Source organism: Luteimonas sp. Soil_N_1, assembly GCF_057656255.1.
The window spans coordinates 2,102,677-2,119,818 of the sequence record NZ_JBDGKS010000001.1 but is presented as its reverse complement, the minus strand read 5'-3'; the positions used below and the strand labels follow the sequence as shown (position 1 = coordinate 2,119,818).

Here is a 17,142-nt window from a genome sequence, read left to right as displayed (position 1 = left end):
GCAGGCCCTTACCAGTTGCGGAAGCGTTTGGGCGGGTTGTACAGACCGCCGGACCAGCGCACGAGATCCTTGACCGAGCGCGCGGCCAGCAGGTCGCGGCTGGCATCGCGCACGTTGATGCCGAGGTCTTCGGGACGGCGGATCACGCCGCGGTCGCGCAGGTTCTCGACCATCGCGCGGTCGCGTCCCAGGCCCACGGCCGTGTAGCCGGCGACGCCGCGGATCGCCTGTTCGCGTTCCTCCGGTGTGCGGCACAGCAGCAGGTTGGCGATGCCTTCCTCGGTCAGTACGTGGCTGACGTCGTCGCCGTAGATCATCACCGGCGGCAGCGGCATCGACGCGCGTTCGGCGAGTTCCCAGGCATCGAGGCGTTCGACGAAGGCCGGTGCCATGTGTTCGCGGAAGGTCTCGACCATCTGCACGACCAGCTTGCGGCCGCGCGGCATTTCGCCCGGACGTGCGGCCTGTTGTCCGGCCTTGAGCCAGGCCTCGCTGGCGTGGCGGCGGCCGCGCGCGTCCGAGCCCATGTTCGGTGCGCCGCCGAAGCCGGCGATGCGATCGCGCGTCGCGGTCGAACTGTTGCCCTGCAGATCGACCTGCAGCGTCGAGCCGATGAACATGTCGCAGGCATAGAGGCCGGCGGTCTGCGAGTACGCGCGGTTCGAACGCATCGAACCGTCTGCGCCGGTGAAGAACACATCCCCGCGCGCGGCGATGTACTGCTCCATGCCGAGTTCCGAACCGAAGGAGTGCACGGATTTGACGAAGCCCGATTCGATCGCCGGAATCAGCGCCGGATGCGGATTGAGCGCCCAGTGCTGGCAGATCCTGCCCTTGAGCCCCAGCGATTCTGCGTAGGTGGGCAGCAGCAGTTCGATCGCAGCAGTGTCGAAACCGATGCCGTGATTGAGCCGGTTGACGCCGTATTCGGCGTAGATGCCCTTGATGGCCATCATCGCCATCAGTACCTGGATTTCGGAGATCTGCGCGGGGTCGCGGGTGAACAGCGGTTCGATGTGGTTCGGCTTCGGCGCCTGCACCACGAAGTTGACCCAGTCACCGGGAATGTCGACGCGGGGGAGGGTGTCGACGATCTCGTTGACCTGGGCGATCACGATGCCGCCGCCGAACGCGGTGGCCTCGACGATCACCGGCGTGTCTTCGGTATTCGGGCCGGTGTAGAGATTGCCGTGGCGATCGGCCGCCTGCGCGGCGACCAGCGCGACGCCCGGGGTGAGATCGATGAAGTAGCGGCCGAACAGTTCCAGATAGGTGTGGATCGCGCCGATCTGGATGCGGCCTTCAGCGACCAGGTTGGCCAGCCGCACGGCCTGAGGGCCGGAGAACGAGAAGTCGAGCTTCGATGCGATGCCGCGTTCGAACACGTCGAGGTGCGACGGCAGCGACAGCACCGACTGCACCATGTGTAGATCGTGGATGCGGGCGGGGTCGAGATCGGCGAGCGACCGGGCGAGGAAATCCGCCTGCTTCTGGTTGTTGCCCTCCAGGCAGACCTTGTCGCCCGGCTCGAGGATCGCGTGCAGCAGATGCCCGATATCAGCCGCGGCGACCTCGTGTCCGGTCGTCCATTCGGACGCCCGTTCCAGACGGGTGCGGCGGCTGCGTTCGCGGTGGTCCCAGCTGGGCTGCGCCATGGCGGTCTCTCGTGATGATGGATTAATTACTCCATAATTATGAAAGAGGCGCAACCTTGCAGCGCAGCATTCCGACAGGCGGTTGCGGCGTATTCAAGCGCTGAAGACTCGGTCAGCGGTTTGCTGTCAAAGCCCATTGCGATGGGCTTCCGGTGAGCGGCACAACGACACGGCAGGGCCGGACGCGAGCGTGTGCGCCTGGCTGTTGTGCGGACCGCCGTCTCAGGGATTGCGCCCCTTCGTCAGCGGCAACAGGGCCGTCGCCAGGCCGAGCAGGGGCAGGAACGCGGTGACCTGATAGACCCAGACGATGCCGCGTGCATCGGCAAGCTGGCCGAGTGCGGCGGCGCCGATGCCGCCGATGCCGAACATCAACCCGAACATCAGGCCGGAGACCATGCCGACGCGGCCGGGCACGGCTTCCTGTGCGTAGACGACCAGCGCGGCGAAGGCCGACGACATCACCAGACCGATGAGCACCGCGAGTACGGCCGTCATCACCAGACCGACGTGGGGCAGGGCAAGCGCGAACGGCGCGACACCAAGGAAGGAAATCCAGATCACCGCCTTGCGGCCGATGCGATCGCCGATCGGACCACCGGCGAACGTGCCCAGCGCGATCGCGCCGAGGAACAGGAACAGATAGACCTGGCTCTGTTGCACGCTCACGCCGAAGCGCTGGATCAGATAGAACGTGAAGTAGTTGGTGAACGAGGCGATGTAGACGAATTTCGCGAACATCAGCACCGACACCACCGCGATCGCCTGCACGATCTTGCCGCGCGGCAGTCCGGTGCCGCGCGTGACCGCAAGACGCGTCAGGCGCGCCTGACCATGCAGCACCGTCCATTTGGTCAGCCGCAGCAGCACGAAGACTGCGAGCGCGGCGACCAGCAGGAACCACGCAATGGCGGACTGCCCGTGTGGAATCACGATGGCCGCGGCCAGCAATGGGCCGATCGCCGAACCCGTGTTGCCGCCGACCTGGAATGTCGACTGCGCCGTGCCGAAGCGTCCGCCCGAACCCATCCGTGCCACGCGCGAGGCTTCCGGGTGGAAGGTCGCCGAGCCCACGCCGACGATCGCCGCTGCGACGAGCAGCATCGAATAACTGTGCGCCATCGCCAGCACGGCAATGCCCACGAATGTCACCGCCATGCCGGCCGGCAACAGCCAGGGCAGGGGACGCTTGTCGGTGTACAGACCGATCCACGGCTGCAGCAGCGACGCGGTGATCTGGTAGACCAGCGCGATCACGCCGATCTGGCCGAAGTCCAGGTCGAAATCGCCCTTCAGCATCGGGAAGATCGCCGGCAGCATCGCCTGGATCAGATCGTTGAGCAGATGCGCGAACGCCGCCGCACCGACGACGCGGATCGCGAAGCCCTGGGGCGGGGTGGAGAGGTCGGCTGCGGGCGCAGCCGCGGCTTCAGGGAGGTGTACGGGGTCGGACATCGGATGCGATGGCGTTCCGGTGTGGCGCGGCAGCGTGCGTCAGCAGAAATCCGCTGATCATCGCGGCCGGGCGACTGCGCCGGATGCGCGGGTCATGTGGGGGCTGCAGATTAGAGCCTCGCGCAGCGCCCGTCTTGCGCGGCAGCGACACGGTCTGTCGCGTTCTGGAGATCGGTCATACGTACGCTCCATCCGGACAGCGGTGAAGTGAGCAATGCCCCAGGTGCGGCATCGCGCCAAGGCGACCGGTACCGGCGCACCTGCAGCAGCGCGTCGATCGATGCGCGGGTGCGCGCATGATGTTCCGGCGCATCGCATCACGGCGCTGCCGCGTGCCACACGCCTGGTCGCTGCTTTAGTGGCGGCCCTCGTCCTTCCCGCATTCGCGCAGGAGCATTCCGACATGAAGATCACCCGTGCAGGCACTCAACCATCCACCGCAGGCCCGGCGGACTATTTCACCGGCCAGGTCCGCCTCGATGCACCGTTCCAGACCGAAGCACCCGCGCGCGTGGGTGGCGTCACGGTGACGTTCGAACCCCGCGCACGCACTGCGTGGCATACGCATCCGTTGGGGCAGACGCTGATCGTCACCGCGGGCGCCGGTTTCGTGCAGCGCTGGGAAGGTGAGGCCGAGCCGATCCGCGTCGGCGATATCGTCTGGATTCCGCCGGGTATCAAGCACTGGCACGGCGCAGGCCCCGAGACTGCGATGACGCACATCGCGATCGCCGAATCGCAGGACGGCACGGCAGTCACGTGGCTGGAACAGGTCAGCGACGCGCAGTATCCGGGCAAGGCGCCTTGATCCGGAGGTCGACGCCGGCACGCGACATTGGCGCGTCCGATACCAGGCGCGAATGAGGCACGACGGGTCGCCAATAGCGATGCGAGGAGAGGGGAGGCGTCTGCAGACAGCACGGAGGCGGCCCGGATGCCGCCTCCTGGAACGCGTGGCATCGCGTCCGTCCTAGAACGTGTACTTCACCGTCGTGTGCAGGCGACGCAGATCGCCGGACTCGCCGTTCGACAGGGTGCGCTCACCCCAGCTGATCTCGGCGCCGACGTCCAGGCGCGGGAACGGCGAATAGATCAGGTTGTAGCGCCAGGACTGGGTCTTCTTCGTCGCCAGCGGTCCGATGGCGGCGAGGTCGGTGTCGATGTGCGCGGCCGAGTAGGCCAGCGTGCTACGCAGGCGGTCGTTCCAGTCGTGGCGCCACGCGGCGAAACCGGCGACGAGATCCTGGGCTTCCAGCGCGCCGTCGACATCGACGTAGGCATCGGGCGCCATGCCGAAGCCGATGTAGCGGCCGAGGCCCGGACCGCCGCTGAGCGTGTACTGCAGCGTGTCGCTGGCGCCGAGCTTGAACGAACCGGCGACACTCAGGGCCGCGCCCGTTGTGCGGTCGGTCTGGGTGCGCAGCTGGCGTGCGATGCCGGCGACGCTGAAGTGGCCCCAGTCGCCTCTGGTCTGCCAGCGTGCGGTGGCATCGGGCACGTTGTTCTGGCCGGACTGGATGTGCGCCGGGCTGCCGTTCTGGTACCAGGTCTGCGGATTCTCCAGCGAGAACGACTAGTTGCCGGTGGTGTAGCGGATCTGCGCCTGGCGCGCGAACAGGGTGCCGTCGACGATGCCGACGAAGTCGACGCTCTCGGGCAGCGAGCCCAGATCGACCGCATTGCTCCACGTCTGGCCGGCCAGCCACTTGTTCCACTGCACGTAGGCGTGGCGCAGCGTCGGCGGATAGCCGTTGGAGAATTTCTCGTTGCCGACGTTGCTGTTGCCGCCACCGAAGAAGTCGAATTCCACATAGCCCTTGATCGTGTCGCCGCCGCTGGTCACGCGGTCGACGCCGAACCAGATGCGCGAGAACTGCGCGTGGAAGTCGGTGTAGCTCTCGCCGGGGCCTGAGTTGACCGGCGTCGCGGTCGGGAAATAGAACATGCGCCCCGGCGTGCCGTCGGCGATCGGACCATCGCTGGTCCAGGTCGACAGGGCGTCGAGCTTGATGAAGCCGCCGTAGCTGAAACGGCTGTCACCGTTGACGATCGAGGTCGCCTGGATTGGCGCCTTGCCGGCAGGCGCCGAGGCGGTGACGGCAGCGCCGGAGGCGCCGGCCGTGGTTGCCGGTGTCGTCGCCGCGACAGCGGCCGGTGCACCGGCGGCGGGCGCGGTCTCGATCCGGGTGCCGGCGATCTGCGCCTGCTGCGCCTGCACGATCTCCTTCAGGGCGAGCAGCTCGGATTCGAGTTGCTGGATGCGTGCGTCCTGCTCGGATTCCTTCGGCGATTGCGCGAAGGCAGCGGGCGCGTACAGCGCGGCGGTGATTGCGCACGCGAGCGTGACGCGACGAAGTGCGGCAGCGGGTGAGACCATGTTTCCCTCCCAGGAACATGCGATGGAACGTGGATGGACGGCCGCCGGCGGGCGACGCGTGGAGCGGGTCAGGACAGGAAGTCGCGCAGTGCGGCGTTGAAAGCGTCCGGCGATTCGACGTTGACGAGATGGCGGCCGGGCAGCGACACGTGACGTCCGCCGCAGGCATCGGCGATCGCCTGCAGATCTGCGGGCGGGCTTACCGGATCGTCGTTACCGGAGATCGCCAGCAGCGGGATGTCGATGCCGGCGACGTCGGTGCGCAGGTCGGCGTCGGCGAGCGCGGCACAGCAGCCCCCGTAGCCCGCGATCGAGGTCGCGACGAAGCCGGCGAGGATGCGTTGCACCTCGTCCGCATGCGCCTCGCGAAAGGCCGCACCGAACCAGCGTTCGGCGGTCACGCCGGTCATCCAGTCCAGGCCCTTCGCTTCGACATCGGCGATGCGCGTGCGCCAGCCCTCGGCGTTGCCGATCTTCGCGGCGGTCGCGCAGACCGCAACGCGCTCGATCCGCGACGACGCGTGCAGCGCGAGCCACTGCGCGACGAGGCCGCCGATCGACAGGCCGCAGTAGTGCGCGCGTTCGATGCCCAGTGCGTCGAACAGCGCGACGACGTCGCCGCCGAGATCAGCGAGGGTGTATGCGCCGGTTGGCGCGGTCGATGCGCCGTGACCGCGCCGGTCGTAACGCAGCACGCGGAAGTCGCTCGCAAAGGCCGCAGCCTGTGCGTCCCACATCGACAGATCGGTGCCCAGCGAATTGCAGAACACCAGCCATGGTGCGCCGACGGCGCCTTCGACCCGGTAGTGCAGGCGATGCGTCGGCAGTTCGAGGAACGTGCCGCTCATGCCGGCACCTGCGCGCGCAGCACGGCGACCGCCTTGATCTCGATGATGTAACCCGGCTGTCCGCAGAGCATGTGCGCGCCGATCGCGGTCCATGTCGGGCGGAAGTCGCCGAAGTAGCGGTCGCGCACCTGCATGTACAGCGGCATGTCGCGCAGGTCGGTGTGCCAGGTGGTCAGGTCGACGATGTCGTCCATCGTGGCGCCGGCTGCTGCCAGCACCGTCCTGAGGTTCTCGAAAGCCTGCACGATCTGCGCTTCACGGCCTTCGACGAGTTGCATGTCGGCATCGCGGCCGATCTGGCCCGACACGTAGATCGTGTTGCCGACCTGGGCGGCCGGCGCGTAACCCACCTTGGCCAGCACCTGTTCCATGCCGGGCGGCACGATCATCCGCCGGTCGTCGCGTGCCGTCGCCTCAGACACGTTCCACCGCCAGTGCGAGACCCATGCCGACGCCGATGCACAGCGTCGCCAGGCCGCGACGACCACCGGTGGCCTGCAGCTGATGGGTCAGCGTCAATGCGAGACGCGCGCCGCTCATGCCCAGCGGATGGCCGAGCGCGATGGCGCCACCGTTCGGATTCACGTGCGCGGCATCGTCGGCGAGGCCGAGTGCGCGCATCGTGGCGAGGCCCTGGCTGGCGAAGGCCTCGTTGAGCTCGATGGCATCGAAATCCCCGATCGACAGATCGAGGCGTTGCAGCAGCTTGCGCGTCGCCGCGATCGGGCCGATCCCCATCACCCGCGGTTCCACGCCGGCCGAGGCCATGCCGAGAATGCGCGCGCGCGGCACCAGACCGTGGCGCGCGATCGCGGCCTCATCGGCGATGATCAACGCGGCGGCGCCGTCGTTGATGCCAGATGCATTGCCGGCGGTGACTGTGCCGTTGTCGAACAGCGGGCGCAGTTTCGTCAGCGTCTCCAGCGTGGTATCGCCGCGCGGGTGCTCGTCGATCGAAACTTCGATGGTCTGACCCTTGCGACCGGACGGCACCGCGACCGGCACGATCTCCTCGTTGAAGAAGCCATTGGCCTGCGCTGCGGCTGCACGTTGCTGGCTGCGCAGCGCGAACGCGTCCTGATCGTCGCGGGAGATGCCGTAGTCCTGCGCGACGTTCTCGCCGGTGCGCGGCATGGTCTCGACGCCGTACAGCGCCTCCAGTGCCGGGTTGACGAAGCGCCAGCCCATCGTCGTGTCGTCGAGCGTCTGCGTGCGGCCGAAAGCCGATGCGGACTTGCCCATCACGAACGGTGCGCGGCTCATCGATTCGACACCGCCGGCGATCACCAGCGATTGCTCGCCGGCGTTGATGGCCCGCGCGGCGTAGCCGACCGCTTCGAGTCCGGATGCGCACAGGCGGTTGAGCGTGACGCCGGGCACGTCGACCGGCAGGCCGGCCAGCAGCAGGCTCATGCGCGCGACGTTGCGGTTGTCCTCGCCGGCCTGGTTGGCGCAGCCGAGCACGACCTCGTCGATCCGTGCGGGATCGAGGTTCGGATTGCGTGCGAGCAAGGCCTTGAGCGGCAGTGCGCCGAGATCGTCGGCACGCACATTCGCCAGGCTGCCGCCGTAGCGGCCGATCGGTGTGCGCACCGCATCGCAGATGAAGGCACGGGTCATGCGGAGGCTCCGGTGGGGGCGGCGATGTCGAGGCCGGTGAGGGCGCGGAGATCCTCGATCGACAGACCGTCGACGAGTTCGATCGCGCGCGCGCCGTCCACGCCGACGTCGATGACGCCGTGGTCGGTGTAGAGGCGGGAGACGCAGCCGATGCCGGTCAGCGGATAGGTGCAGGTCTCGACGAGCTTGCTCTGCCCGTTGCGGGTCAGCAGCTCCATCATCACGAAGACCTGCTTGGCACCGATGGCGAGATCCATCGCGCCGCCGACGGCGGGAATCGCGCCGGGTGCGCCGGTGCTCCAGTTGGCGAGATCGCCACCGGCAGACACCTGGAACGCGCCGAGCACGCAGATGTCGAGATGGCCGCCGCGCATCATCGCGAACGAGTCGGCGTGGTGGAAATAACAGCCGCCGGTCAGCAGCGTCACCGGCTGTTTGCCGGCATTGATCAGTTCGGGATCCTCGTCGCCGGGCGCCGGCGCCGGGCCCATGCCGAGCAGGCCGTTCTCCGACTGCAGGAAGATCTCCTTGTCGGCCGGCAGATAGTTGGCGACGGTCGTCGGCAGACCGATGCCGAGATTGACGTAGGCGCCTTCCGGAATGTCACGGGCGACGCGGCGCGCGATCTGGTCGCGGGTGAGCAGGGTGGCCATCAGTGCACCTCCCCGACCGCGACGACGCGCTGCACGAAGATGCCCGGCGTCACGACGTGCTCGGGATCGAGCGCGCCCAGTTCGACGACCTGTGCGACCTGCACGATCGTGGTCGCGGCGGCCATCGCCATGATCGGGCCGAAGTTGCGCGCGGTCTTGCGATAGACAAGGTTGCCCCAGCGGTCGCCCTGGTAAGCCTTGACCAGCGCGAAGTCGGCACGGATCGGATACTCGAGCACGTACTGGCGGCCGTCGATCTCGCGCGTCTCCTTGCCGGCGGCCAGTTCGGTGCCGAAGCCGGTGGGAGTGAAGATCGCGCCGAGTCCGGCACCTGCGGCCTGGATGCGCGCGGCGAGATTGCCCTGCGGCACGAGTTCCAGTTCGATCTCGCCGGCGTGGAACGCGGCATCGAAGTGATGCGAATCGGTCTGGCGCGGGAACGAACACACGACCTTGCGCACGCGCCGCTTCGCGATCAGCGCGGCTAGGCCGGTGTCGCCGTTGCCGGCGTTGTTGTTGACGATGGTGAGCTCGCGAGCGCCGTGTTCGATCAGCGCATCGATCAGCTCGTCGGGCATGCCGGCGGTGCCGAAGCCGCCGATCATCACCGTGGCGCCGTCGTGGATGTCGGCGACCGCGTCGCGGCAACTGGCGAGGGTCTTGTCGATCACGGGCGACTCCGGGAGGCGGGCACAGCGTTATGGCGGGAACAGGGCATGGGGGTCTGCATGTTTCGGGGACGGGGGGAGGCGGTCATCGCGACACCTGCGTGGCCGGCGCGGCGACGCGCGCGCGGCGCCACTGCAGCAGCGCGTGCACCGCCAGGCCGAATGCGAGGCCCCAGAACGCGGCACCCAGGCCCAGCAGCGACATGCCGGAGGCGGAGACGATGAAGGTCACGAGCGCGGCGTCACGATCGTCGGGCTGCGACAGCGTGGTGGTGAGTGCGTTGACGATGGTCGGAAACAGCGCGAGGCCCGCGAGCGTGGCGACCAGTTCGGCCGGCAGCGTCGCGAACATCGCGAGCACGGTGCCGGCGAAACAGCCGAGCACCAGATAGGTGAGACCGCCGGCGACCCCGGCGACGTAACGGCGCGCGGGATTCTCGTGCGCCTCGGGGCTGGTGCAGATCGCCGCGGTCACCGCGGCCGGGTTCAGCCCGTGGCAACCGAACGGGGCCAGCGCCGCCGATCCGATCGCCGACCAGGTGACCAGCGGACTGGCCGAAGGCTGCGCGTAACCGCTGCTGCGCAGCAGTGCCACGCCCGGTACGAACTGGCCGGTCAACGCGACCACCACCAGCGGCACCGCGATGTTGACGATCGCCTGCCATTCGAAACGCGGCGTCACCCAGACCGGCACGGTGAACTGCAGCGCAGGCAATGCACCGCCGATCTGCCCGCCCGCCAGTGCGACAACGACACCGGTCACCAGCACCGCGACCACCGCGTAGCGCGGGAACCAGCGTCGGCCGACGAAGAACGCGATGAACATCGCCAGCACCAGCAGCGGTTGCGCGGCCATGCCGACGAAGAGCTGCGTCGCAAATCCGAACAGGATGCCGGCCAGCATCGCCGCGGTGATCGCCGGCGGCAGCTTCGAGACGATGCGGTCGAACGCGCCGGACAGTCCGATCGCGAGGATCACCGCCGCGGCGACGAGATACGCACCGACGGCGACCGCGAAGTCGACCGTCGGCAACAGCGTCACCAGCAGCACGGAGCCGGGAATCGACCAGGCGATCACCACCGGCACGCGGTAGCGCAGGCTCAGGCCCACGCACAGCGCGCCGCTGCCGATCGCGATCGCCCACACCCACGATGCCACCAGCTCCGGCGCCAGCGTCGCCGCCGCCTGGAACACGATCACCAGCGGACCGGCGAACGAGATCAGCGTGGAGACGACGCCGGCGAGGATCGCCGGCATCGAGGCATCGCGTGCGAACTGGCGGACGAAGCCCATCCGTCGTGGCTCAGGGCTGCGCCACGGCGACGGCGGCCGGCTGCGGCTTGGCTGCACTACGCAGCGACAGCGCGTAGACCAGGGTCGCGATCGTCGCCACGAGGGCGGGAATCGCGAAGATCAGGAAGTTCTGCTGCAGCGGCAGTTCCTTCGCGAGCAGCACACCGCCGAGCGTCGGACCGACGATCGCGCCGATGCGGCCCACGCCCGACGCCCAGCCCAGACCGGTCGAACGCACCGACAGGTCGTAGAGCTGCGCGACGCTGGCATACAGCAGGATCTGCGTGCCGATGACCGTGGCGCCGGCGACGAACACCAGCGTGAACAGTGCGGCCACCGGCAGGCTGTAGCCGATCAGCGCGATCGACACCGTCGCGGCGACGAAGAACGCGACGACGACCTTCGGCAGACCGAACCGGTCGCCAAGCCGGCCACCGACGATCGCACCGACCATGCCGCCGAAGTTCAGCGAGAACAGTGTCAGCAGGCTCGCGCGCTCGGCGTAACCGGCTTCCTGCATGACCTTCGGCAGCCAGGAGCTGAGCAGGAACACCAGCAGCAGACAGCAGAAGAATGCCGTCCACAGCATCAGCGTCTGCAGCGAGCGGCCATGACGGAACAGCTCGGGCAGCGACGCCTTGCCACCCTTCGAATCGGTGACGATCAGCGTCTGCTGCGCCGCGAGCGGCGGGCTGTCCGTCAGCTTGGCGAGGATGGCCTTGGCCTTGTCCTGTTCGCCGCGCTTGATCAGAAAGCCCAGCGATTCGGGCAGCTTCCACCAGATCAACGGCAGGAACAGCAGCGGGATCGCGGCGATCCAGAACATGGGCCGCCAGCCGACGGCCGGAATCATGAAGATGCCCAGACCCGCAGAGACCATGCCGCCGAGCGAGTAGCCGCTGAACATCAGCGCGACCATCGTGCCGCGCAGGCGCTTGGGCGAGTATTCGCTGACCAGCGCGACCGCGTTCGGCATCAGGCCACCGCAGCCCATGCCGGCGAGGAAGCGCGCGATCTTGAACTGGGTGGGGTCCTGCGCGTAACCGGTGCAGAACGTCGCCACGGTGAACAGCACGAAGCTGATCAGCACACCGGTGCGGCGGCCGGCCTTGTCGGCCAGCGAGCCGAAGATCAGCGCGCCGAACAGCATGCCGAACAGCGCCCAGGCCTGCAGGATGCCGGCCTCGGGTTTGGTCAGGCCCCACTCGTTGATCAGCGTGGGCAGCACCGTGCCCGCGATGAAGACGTCGTAGCCATCCACCACCAGCAGCAGGCCGCAGATCGCGACCACGCCCCACTGGAATCCGCCGAAGCGGCTCTTCTCGATCGACTCGTTCACATCAACGCTGTGCATGGTTCCCTCCCGAGGAACGTGATGACTCGCTGTCTTGCGCGACGGCCGGCCGGTGGCAGGCTGCGTCGTAGTGCGGGGCGTTCCTGCCGCGATGCGGCCATCGTCAGGTCACGCGTTGGCCTTGCATGTGCGTCCGTGCCGCGGCGACTTCGGCGTCCAGGTCGTGGTTCCAGATCCAGTCGAAACGCGTTTCCAGCGTGTGGCCGAGCAGGGCGTCGTCGCTGCCCACGCGCGGATCGCGCAGTTCGTAGAGTTCGCCGGCCTCCCAAGAGGTCTGCTGCACCCGGCAGGCGCGCGGACGACGGATCGCGTCATAGGCGGCGAGCAGTCCGGGCAGGCGATCGCGCGCGATCGCGGGATCGGCGAGCAGCTGCGCGAAGAAGTAGGCGTCCTCCAGGCCCTGGCCCGCGCCGGCGCCCTGATGCGGCAGCATCGCGTGCGCGGCGTCGCCGATCAGCGCCAGGCGGCCGTGCACGTAGCCCGGCAGCTGCGCGAGTTCGTGCAGTGCCCAGTGGGTCGGTGCGTCGATGCAACCGAGCAGCGTGCGTGCGGCGATGCCCCAGTGCGCGAAGGCTTCGAGCATCTCGCGGCGGCTGGCTTCGCGCACCCACGACTGGCCGGCCGGCCACGTCGGATCGGCATCGCTGCGGTCGGACACGAAGGCGACCACGTTGATCAACCGGCCCTGCTTGACCGGGAAAGTGAGGATATGGGCGTCGAGGCCAAGGATCATCTGCGGCACGTCGACCAGATGCGTGTCAACACCGACGGCCGCGAACGCGCGACGCAGGCGGTCGCTGTCGATCATGCCGCGATAGGCACAGGTGCCGGTGAAGCGCGGCGCGACCGGTGCGTGGCCGAGACCGTGCAGTACGTCCGCGCGCAGGCTGGAGCGGATACCGTCGGAAGCGATCAGGATGTCGGCGTCGTACCCGCTGCCGTCGGCGAAGTGCACACGGGCGCTGTCGACGCCGTGCGCAACGTGTGTCGCGCGCTTGTTGAACTGCGTCATGCCCAGCGGCAGACGCGTCGCAAGTGCATCGAGGAAGTCGGCGCGATGCACCGAGGACTGGCCCACACCCGGCGCGCGGCTCGTGCCGAGCAGGCGCGCGTCGTCGCCATGGCGCCATTCGAACCAGACGTCGTCCCACGGCGCCGGCGTGCGGTCGGCCAATGCCGCATAGGCCTCGCCCATGCCGAGGCCGGTGATGGCACGCACCGCATTGGCGCCGAACGACACACCGGCGCCGATCTCGCCGAACGCACGCGCCGACTCGAACAGCTTCACGTCCAGATGGTCGTGACCCGACAGGCCCAGCGCGAGGCCGACGCCGGCGATGCCACCGCCGACGATCCCCACGCGCACCGGCGCGCTCATGCGGTCACCGCCATGGCGATGCGGACGCGGCGTGGATCATGGGGACGGCGATGTGGCATGGCGTGACTCCAGGAATGCGGTGGACGACGTGAGGGCGGACATGCGACGGGTTCACCCCAGATCGCCACCCGCGACAGGCAGCACCGAACCGGTGATGTAGGAGGCTTCGTCGGAGGCGAGAAACAGGATCGGCGCGATCTGTTCGTCGAGCGTGCCGTAGCGCTTCATGAAGGCCGACGTGGTGACCTGTTCGACGGCCTGCGCCATCCACGCGTGTTCCTGCGACGAATCGCCCTCGGCATTGCGCGGTATGCGACGCGCGGGGGCACTGGTGCCACCTGGCGCGGTGGCAACGACGCGGATGTTGCGCGTCGCGTATTCCATCGCCAGCGATTGGGTCACGGCATTGATGCCGCCCTTGGCGGCGGAGTAGGGCACGCGATGGATGCCGCGCGTCGCATTCGATGACACGTTGACGATGGTGCCGCCGCCCCTGCTGAGCAGATGCGGCAGCACCGCGTGGCAGCCGTAGAGCGTGGGCATCAGCGAACGGCGGATCTCGGCATCGATCTGCGCCGGCTCGAAGGCATCGTAGGGCCGCATGCGGATCGCGCCGCCGACGTTGTTGACCAGGATGTCGATGCCGCCGAAGGTTTCGACCGCATGCGCCATCGCAGTGACCGCGCCATCATGGGTTTCCAGATCGACGATGCACGAGGTGCTCGGGCCGCTGGCCTCCGCGGCAACATCACCGACGAAGTCCGCACGATCCACAAACACCACCGACGCGCCTTCCGCCGACGCACGCAACGCGACGCCGCGGCCGATCCCCTGCGCGGCGCCGGTCACCACCATCACCTTGCCGGCGAAGCGGGCGGCGCTCATGCGGCGCGGTCCTGCGCGGGCTGGCTGGGGGTGAACTTCTCATAGTGGAAGTGCGCCGGCTGCACGCCGATCTCGTCGAAATGGCGACGCACCGCATCGACCATCGGCGGCGGGCCGCACAGATACACGTCGACGTCGCCGGCATTGAGCGCTTCGGGCGACATGTGTTGCGTGACCCAGCCCTTGCGCGGATGACAGGACGCCGCGTCGGCGACGACGGTGCAGTAGCTGAAGTTCGGCAGGCGCGCGACGAAGGCCTCGATCTGTTCGACCAGCACGAGATCGAGATCGCGGGTGACGCCGTAGATCAGGTGGATGGGCTGGGTGGCGCCGGCCTGTGCCAGGGTCTCGAGCATCGACAGGAACGGCGCGAGGCCGGTGCCGCCGGCGAGCATCAGCAGCGGGCGCTGTACCTGGCGCAGATAGAAACTGCCGAGCGGGCCGGTCAGTTCGATCGCCGTGCCTGGCGTCGCGCGATCCAGCCAGCTGCTCATCAGCCCGTCGGGCACGCGCTTGATCAGGAACGACAGCGTCGATGCGCCCGGCACCGAGCTGAAAGAGTAGGAGCGGTGCTCGCTGGTGCCCGGCACGCCGATGTTGACGTACTGGCCTGGCAGGAACGCCGGCGCCTCGCCTTCGACTTCGAGGTGGAGCACGATCGCCGCGTCGTTGTGCGGCGCGATCTTCGCGACCGTGGCGGTGAAGCCGGATTGACCGGTCTTGCACATCGACGACGCCACCGGCACCGCGACCACGCAATCGCTGGTCGGCACCATCTGGCAGGTCAGCACCAGACCGTCATCCTTCTCGTCTTCGGTCAGGGCGTCGTCGATGTAATCGTCGCCCAGCGCGTAGCTGCCGCTCTCGGCCCGACACTTGCAGGTGCCACAGACGCCATCGGAACAGTCCATCGGCAGGTTGATGCGGTTGCGGAATGCCGCATCGAGGACCTTCTCGTCCTCTTTGCAGTCGATGAAGCGGGTCACCCCGTCCTCGAAATTCAATGCGATCCGGTACGTCATAAAGCTTCCCTCGGCATCGGTCGTGACGTCGGTCAAACGTGGTAGATATCGATGACCTGGCGGATGTAGTCGTTCTTCAGCACGATCTTCTTGTCGCTGATCAGGAAGTCGTCGCCGGCCTTGCGCAGGGTCACGAACATCGTTCCGAAGAAGATGTCGTCGCGCTTGTAGCGGTGGTTGTGCGTGGCGAAGTTGTAGCGGACGTCGATCGCGTCACCGCGGTCGGCCAGCACCTCGACGTTGAGCACGCTGTGCGCTGTGCGTGGCTCGGGCGTCGACGCACCCGAGCGCTCGGTCTTGATCCGGAATACGCGGTCTTCGAGGCCCGACCGGTCGCCGTAATAGATCAGCGAGATCTCCGACAGCGGATCCTCGGTGATCTGGTCGTCGTCGTCCCAGGACGGCATCCAGTAGCGGACGTCCTCGGCGTACAGCGTCAGCCATTCGTCCCACTGGCGATCGTCGAGCAGACGCGCCTCGCGGTAGAGGAAGGCGCAGATGCGGGCGTAGTCCGCGGGCGTGGTACCGGTGCTCATGCCGCCACCGCCGCGCGTTCCTTCGCCAGCGCCTCGCGCATCGTGTGCACCCAGAACTCGTGCTGGCGCACGAACAGGCCTTCGTCCTCGCTGCGCTCGCCTGACAGCAGCGGCTGGATGCCCATGCGCCTGGCGTTGTCGTCGGGCCCGTCGATCCAAAGCGGCGCGCCGCGGCTCATGTCGTTCCACAACGCGGTGGTGCCGGCATAGCCGTTCTGGCAGGCGCGGAACTCTTCCAGATCATCGGCCGTGCCCATGCCCGAGACGTTGAAGAAATCCTCGTACTGGCGCAGGCGCAGGGTACGGTCGGCGGCACTCTCGCCCTTGGGCGCGAAGCAGAAGATGCTGATCTCGGTCTGGTCGACGCTGATCGGGCGGGTCACGCGGATCTGCGTGGAGAACTGGTCCATCAGGAACACGTTCGGATACAGGCACAGGTTGCGTGTCTGGTTGACGATGAAGCCGGCGCGGTCTTCGCCCACGCGCGCGGCGATCTCCTCGCGCTGGTTGTAGACCGGCCGCACTTCCGGGTTCTTCGTGTTCGTCCACAGCAGGATGTGGCCATTGTCGAAGCCGTACACGCCGGCGACGCTCTTGCTCCAGCTGTTGGCATCGACCGCCTTGGTGCCTTCTTCCTTGCGGCGGCCCATCGTGGCCAGATAGTTCCAGTGCACCGAGCTGACGTGGTAACCGTCGCAGCCGTTCTCCATCTGCAGCTTCCAGTTGCCCTCGTAGATGTAGGACGAGTTGCCGCGCAGGACTTCCAGACCGTTGGGCGCCTGGTCGACGATCTGGTCGATGATCACCCGGGTGTCGCCGAGGAAATCCTCGAGCGGCACGACGTCGGGATCGAGGCAGCCGAACAGGAAGCCGCGGTAGTTCTGGAAGCGCGGGACGCGGCGCAGGTCGTGCGAGCCGTCGGTGTTGAACGACTCGGGATACTGCGTGGTCTTCTCGTCCTTGACCTTCAGCAGCTTGCCGGCGTTGGAGAAGGTCCAGCCGTGGAAGGGGCAGGTGAAGCTGCCCTTGTTGCCGTGCTTGCGCCGGCACAGCATCGCGCCCTTGTGCGCGCAGGCGTTGATCACCGCGTGCAGTTCGCCGGTCTTGTCGCGGGTGACGACGATCGGCTGACGCCCGATGTAGGTCGTGTAGTAGTCGTTGTTCTCGGGCAGCTGGCTTTCGTGGGCCAGATAGACCCAGTTGCGCTCGAAGATGTGCTTCATCTCGAGCTCGAACAGATCGGCATTGGTGAAGATGTCGCGGCGGCAGCGGAACACGCCCGCGTCCTTGTCGTCCTGCACCGCATTGGCGAGCAGCAGGTCGAGTTCCTTGGCTTTGTCGATGATGGCGGACATGACGGGTCTCCCGAAGTATTCCGGCTGCGCCACGCGGGATGC

General features: G+C 67.6%; 17 protein-coding genes. 1 reads left to right on the top strand and 16 read right to left on the bottom strand.

Features of this window, described 5'->3' with window-relative positions; genetic code table 11:
• Window positions 1–8: 8 nt before the first annotated feature.
• Both mdcA and AC3A4E_RS09780 read right to left on the bottom strand, forming a co-directional pair.
• A complete protein-coding gene (mdcA, locus tag AC3A4E_RS09785) occupies window positions 9–1,655 on the bottom strand; it encodes a malonate decarboxylase subunit alpha (protein WP_487631294.1) in 1,647 nt (548 codons plus the stop codon).
• A 222-nt stretch (window positions 1,656–1,877) separates the two neighbouring features.
• A complete protein-coding gene (locus AC3A4E_RS09780) occupies window positions 1,878–3,110 on the bottom strand; it encodes an MFS transporter (RefSeq protein WP_487631293.1) in 1,233 nt (410 codons plus the stop codon).
• 403 nt (window positions 3,111–3,513) lie between these two features.
• Here AC3A4E_RS09780 and AC3A4E_RS09775 point away from each other — a divergent pair, with 403 nt between their 5' ends.
• Window positions 3,514–3,918: a (R)-mandelonitrile lyase gene (locus tag AC3A4E_RS09775; protein WP_487631292.1), complete on the top strand. Its 405-nt coding sequence runs from the start codon at window positions 3,514–3,516 to the stop codon at window positions 3,916–3,918.
• A gap of 162 nt (window positions 3,919–4,080) precedes the next feature.
• Here AC3A4E_RS09775 and AC3A4E_RS09770 read toward each other — a convergent pair whose 3' ends face one another.
• The 14 genes from AC3A4E_RS09770 to AC3A4E_RS09705 all read right to left on the bottom strand — a co-directional run bounded on the left by AC3A4E_RS09770 (window position 4,081) and on the right by AC3A4E_RS09705 (window position 17,100).
• Window positions 4,081–4,608 (bottom strand): hypothetical protein, encoded by a 528-nt coding sequence (locus AC3A4E_RS09770; RefSeq protein WP_487631291.1) that lies wholly within the window; start codon window positions 4,606–4,608, stop codon window positions 4,081–4,083.
• Between the two features lie 75 nt (window positions 4,609–4,683).
• On the bottom strand, window positions 4,684–5,487 hold the full coding sequence (locus tag AC3A4E_RS09765) for a DcaP family trimeric outer membrane transporter (RefSeq protein ID WP_487631290.1): 804 nt from the start codon (window positions 5,485–5,487) through the stop codon (window positions 4,684–4,686).
• Between the two features lie 68 nt (window positions 5,488–5,555).
• Window positions 5,556–6,335 (bottom strand): 3-oxoadipate enol-lactonase, encoded by a 780-nt coding sequence (gene pcaD, locus AC3A4E_RS09760; RefSeq protein ID WP_487631289.1) that lies wholly within the window; start codon window positions 6,333–6,335, stop codon window positions 5,556–5,558.
• The gene (locus tag AC3A4E_RS09755; RefSeq protein ID WP_487631288.1) at window positions 6,332–6,724 is read right to left on the bottom strand and encodes a RidA family protein; all 393 of its coding nucleotides are present in this window, start codon (window positions 6,722–6,724) and stop codon (window positions 6,332–6,334) included. The genes pcaD and AC3A4E_RS09755 overlap by 4 nt, the downstream gene beginning before the upstream one ends.
• Before the next feature lie 25 nt (window positions 6,725–6,749).
• On the bottom strand, window positions 6,750–7,955 hold the full coding sequence (pcaF, locus tag AC3A4E_RS09750) for a 3-oxoadipyl-CoA thiolase (protein WP_487631287.1): 1,206 nt from the start codon (window positions 7,953–7,955) through the stop codon (window positions 6,750–6,752).
• The gene (locus AC3A4E_RS09745; RefSeq protein ID WP_487631286.1) at window positions 7,952–8,608 is read right to left on the bottom strand and encodes a 3-oxoacid CoA-transferase subunit B; all 657 of its coding nucleotides are present in this window, start codon (window positions 8,606–8,608) and stop codon (window positions 7,952–7,954) included. Before AC3A4E_RS09745 ends, pcaF begins: the two co-directional genes overlap by 4 nt.
• Window positions 8,608–9,279 carry a 3-oxoacid CoA-transferase subunit A gene (locus AC3A4E_RS09740; protein ID WP_487631285.1) on the bottom strand — a complete coding sequence of 224 codons (672 nt, stop codon included), beginning with the start codon at window positions 9,277–9,279 and terminating at the stop codon, window positions 8,608–8,610. The genes AC3A4E_RS09745 and AC3A4E_RS09740 overlap by 1 nt, the downstream gene beginning before the upstream one ends.
• 82 nt (window positions 9,280–9,361) lie before the next feature.
• Window positions 9,362–10,570, bottom strand: coding sequence for a benzoate/H(+) symporter BenE family transporter (locus tag AC3A4E_RS09735; RefSeq protein WP_487631284.1), 1,209 nt, complete (start codon window positions 10,568–10,570; stop codon window positions 9,362–9,364).
• Window positions 10,571–10,580: 10 nt separating this feature from the next.
• On the bottom strand, window positions 10,581–11,924 hold the full coding sequence (locus AC3A4E_RS09730; RefSeq protein WP_487631283.1) for an MFS transporter: 1,344 nt from the start codon (window positions 11,922–11,924) through the stop codon (window positions 10,581–10,583).
• Between the two features lie 103 nt (window positions 11,925–12,027).
• Entirely contained in the window at window positions 12,028–13,302 is a 1,275-nt protein-coding gene (salA, locus tag AC3A4E_RS09725; protein ID WP_487631282.1) for a salicylate 1-monooxygenase, read from the bottom strand.
• 111 nt (window positions 13,303–13,413) lie between these two features.
• Window positions 13,414–14,187, bottom strand: a complete 774-nt coding sequence (benD, locus tag AC3A4E_RS09720) for a benzoate diol dehydrogenase BenD (RefSeq protein ID WP_487631281.1) — start codon at window positions 14,185–14,187, stop codon at window positions 13,414–13,416.
• Window positions 14,184–15,209 (bottom strand): benzoate 1,2-dioxygenase electron transfer component BenC, encoded by a 1,026-nt coding sequence (gene benC / locus AC3A4E_RS09715; RefSeq protein ID WP_487631280.1) that lies wholly within the window; start codon window positions 15,207–15,209, stop codon window positions 14,184–14,186. The genes benD and benC overlap by 4 nt, the downstream gene beginning before the upstream one ends.
• 32 nt (window positions 15,210–15,241) lie before the next feature.
• On the bottom strand, window positions 15,242–15,745 hold the full coding sequence (benB, locus tag AC3A4E_RS09710; RefSeq protein WP_487631279.1) for a benzoate 1,2-dioxygenase small subunit: 504 nt from the start codon (window positions 15,743–15,745) through the stop codon (window positions 15,242–15,244).
• Window positions 15,742–17,100 (bottom strand): Rieske 2Fe-2S domain-containing protein, encoded by a 1,359-nt coding sequence (locus tag AC3A4E_RS09705; RefSeq protein ID WP_487631278.1) that lies wholly within the window; start codon window positions 17,098–17,100, stop codon window positions 15,742–15,744. Before AC3A4E_RS09705 ends, benB begins: the two co-directional genes overlap by 4 nt.
• Between the last annotated feature and the right edge of the window lie 42 nt (window positions 17,101–17,142).

Excerpts from the sequence above, each read along its gene's own strand:
- pcaD (WP_487631289.1), bottom strand. The coding sequence starts at position 6,335 with ATGAGCGGCACGTTCCTCGAACTGCCGACGCATCGCCTGCACTACCGG.
- AC3A4E_RS09780 (WP_487631293.1), bottom strand. The coding sequence starts at position 3,110 with ATGTCCGACCCCGTACACCTCCCTGAAGCCGCGGCTGCGCCCGCAGCC.
- AC3A4E_RS09745 (WP_487631286.1), bottom strand. The coding sequence starts at position 8,608 with ATGGCCACCCTGCTCACCCGCGACCAGATCGCGCGCCGCGTCGCCCGT.
- mdcA (WP_487631294.1), bottom strand. The coding sequence starts at position 1,655 with ATGGCGCAGCCCAGCTGGGACCACCGCGAACGCAGCCGCCGCACCCGT.
- AC3A4E_RS09705 (WP_487631278.1), bottom strand. The coding sequence starts at position 17,100 with ATGTCCGCCATCATCGACAAAGCCAAGGAACTCGACCTGCTGCTCGCC.
- AC3A4E_RS09735 (WP_487631284.1), bottom strand. The coding sequence starts at position 10,570 with ATGGGCTTCGTCCGCCAGTTCGCACGCGATGCCTCGATGCCGGCGATC.
- salA (WP_487631282.1), bottom strand. The coding sequence starts at position 13,302 with ATGAGCGCGCCGGTGCGCGTGGGGATCGTCGGCGGTGGCATCGCCGGC.
- benB (WP_487631279.1), bottom strand. The coding sequence starts at position 15,745 with ATGAGCACCGGTACCACGCCCGCGGACTACGCCCGCATCTGCGCCTTC.
- AC3A4E_RS09775 (WP_487631292.1), top strand. The coding sequence starts at position 3,514 with ATGAAGATCACCCGTGCAGGCACTCAACCATCCACCGCAGGCCCGGCG.
- AC3A4E_RS09755 (WP_487631288.1), bottom strand. The coding sequence starts at position 6,724 with ATGATCGTGCCGCCCGGCATGGAACAGGTGCTGGCCAAGGTGGGTTAC.
- pcaF (WP_487631287.1), bottom strand. The coding sequence starts at position 7,955 with ATGACCCGTGCCTTCATCTGCGATGCGGTGCGCACACCGATCGGCCGC.
- benC (WP_487631280.1), bottom strand. The coding sequence starts at position 15,209 with ATGACGTACCGGATCGCATTGAATTTCGAGGACGGGGTGACCCGCTTC.
- AC3A4E_RS09765 (WP_487631290.1), bottom strand. The coding sequence starts at position 5,487 with ATGGTCTCACCCGCTGCCGCACTTCGTCGCGTCACGCTCGCGTGCGCA.
- benD (WP_487631281.1), bottom strand. The coding sequence starts at position 14,187 with ATGAGCGCCGCCCGCTTCGCCGGCAAGGTGATGGTGGTGACCGGCGCC.
- AC3A4E_RS09730 (WP_487631283.1), bottom strand. The coding sequence starts at position 11,924 with ATGCACAGCGTTGATGTGAACGAGTCGATCGAGAAGAGCCGCTTCGGC.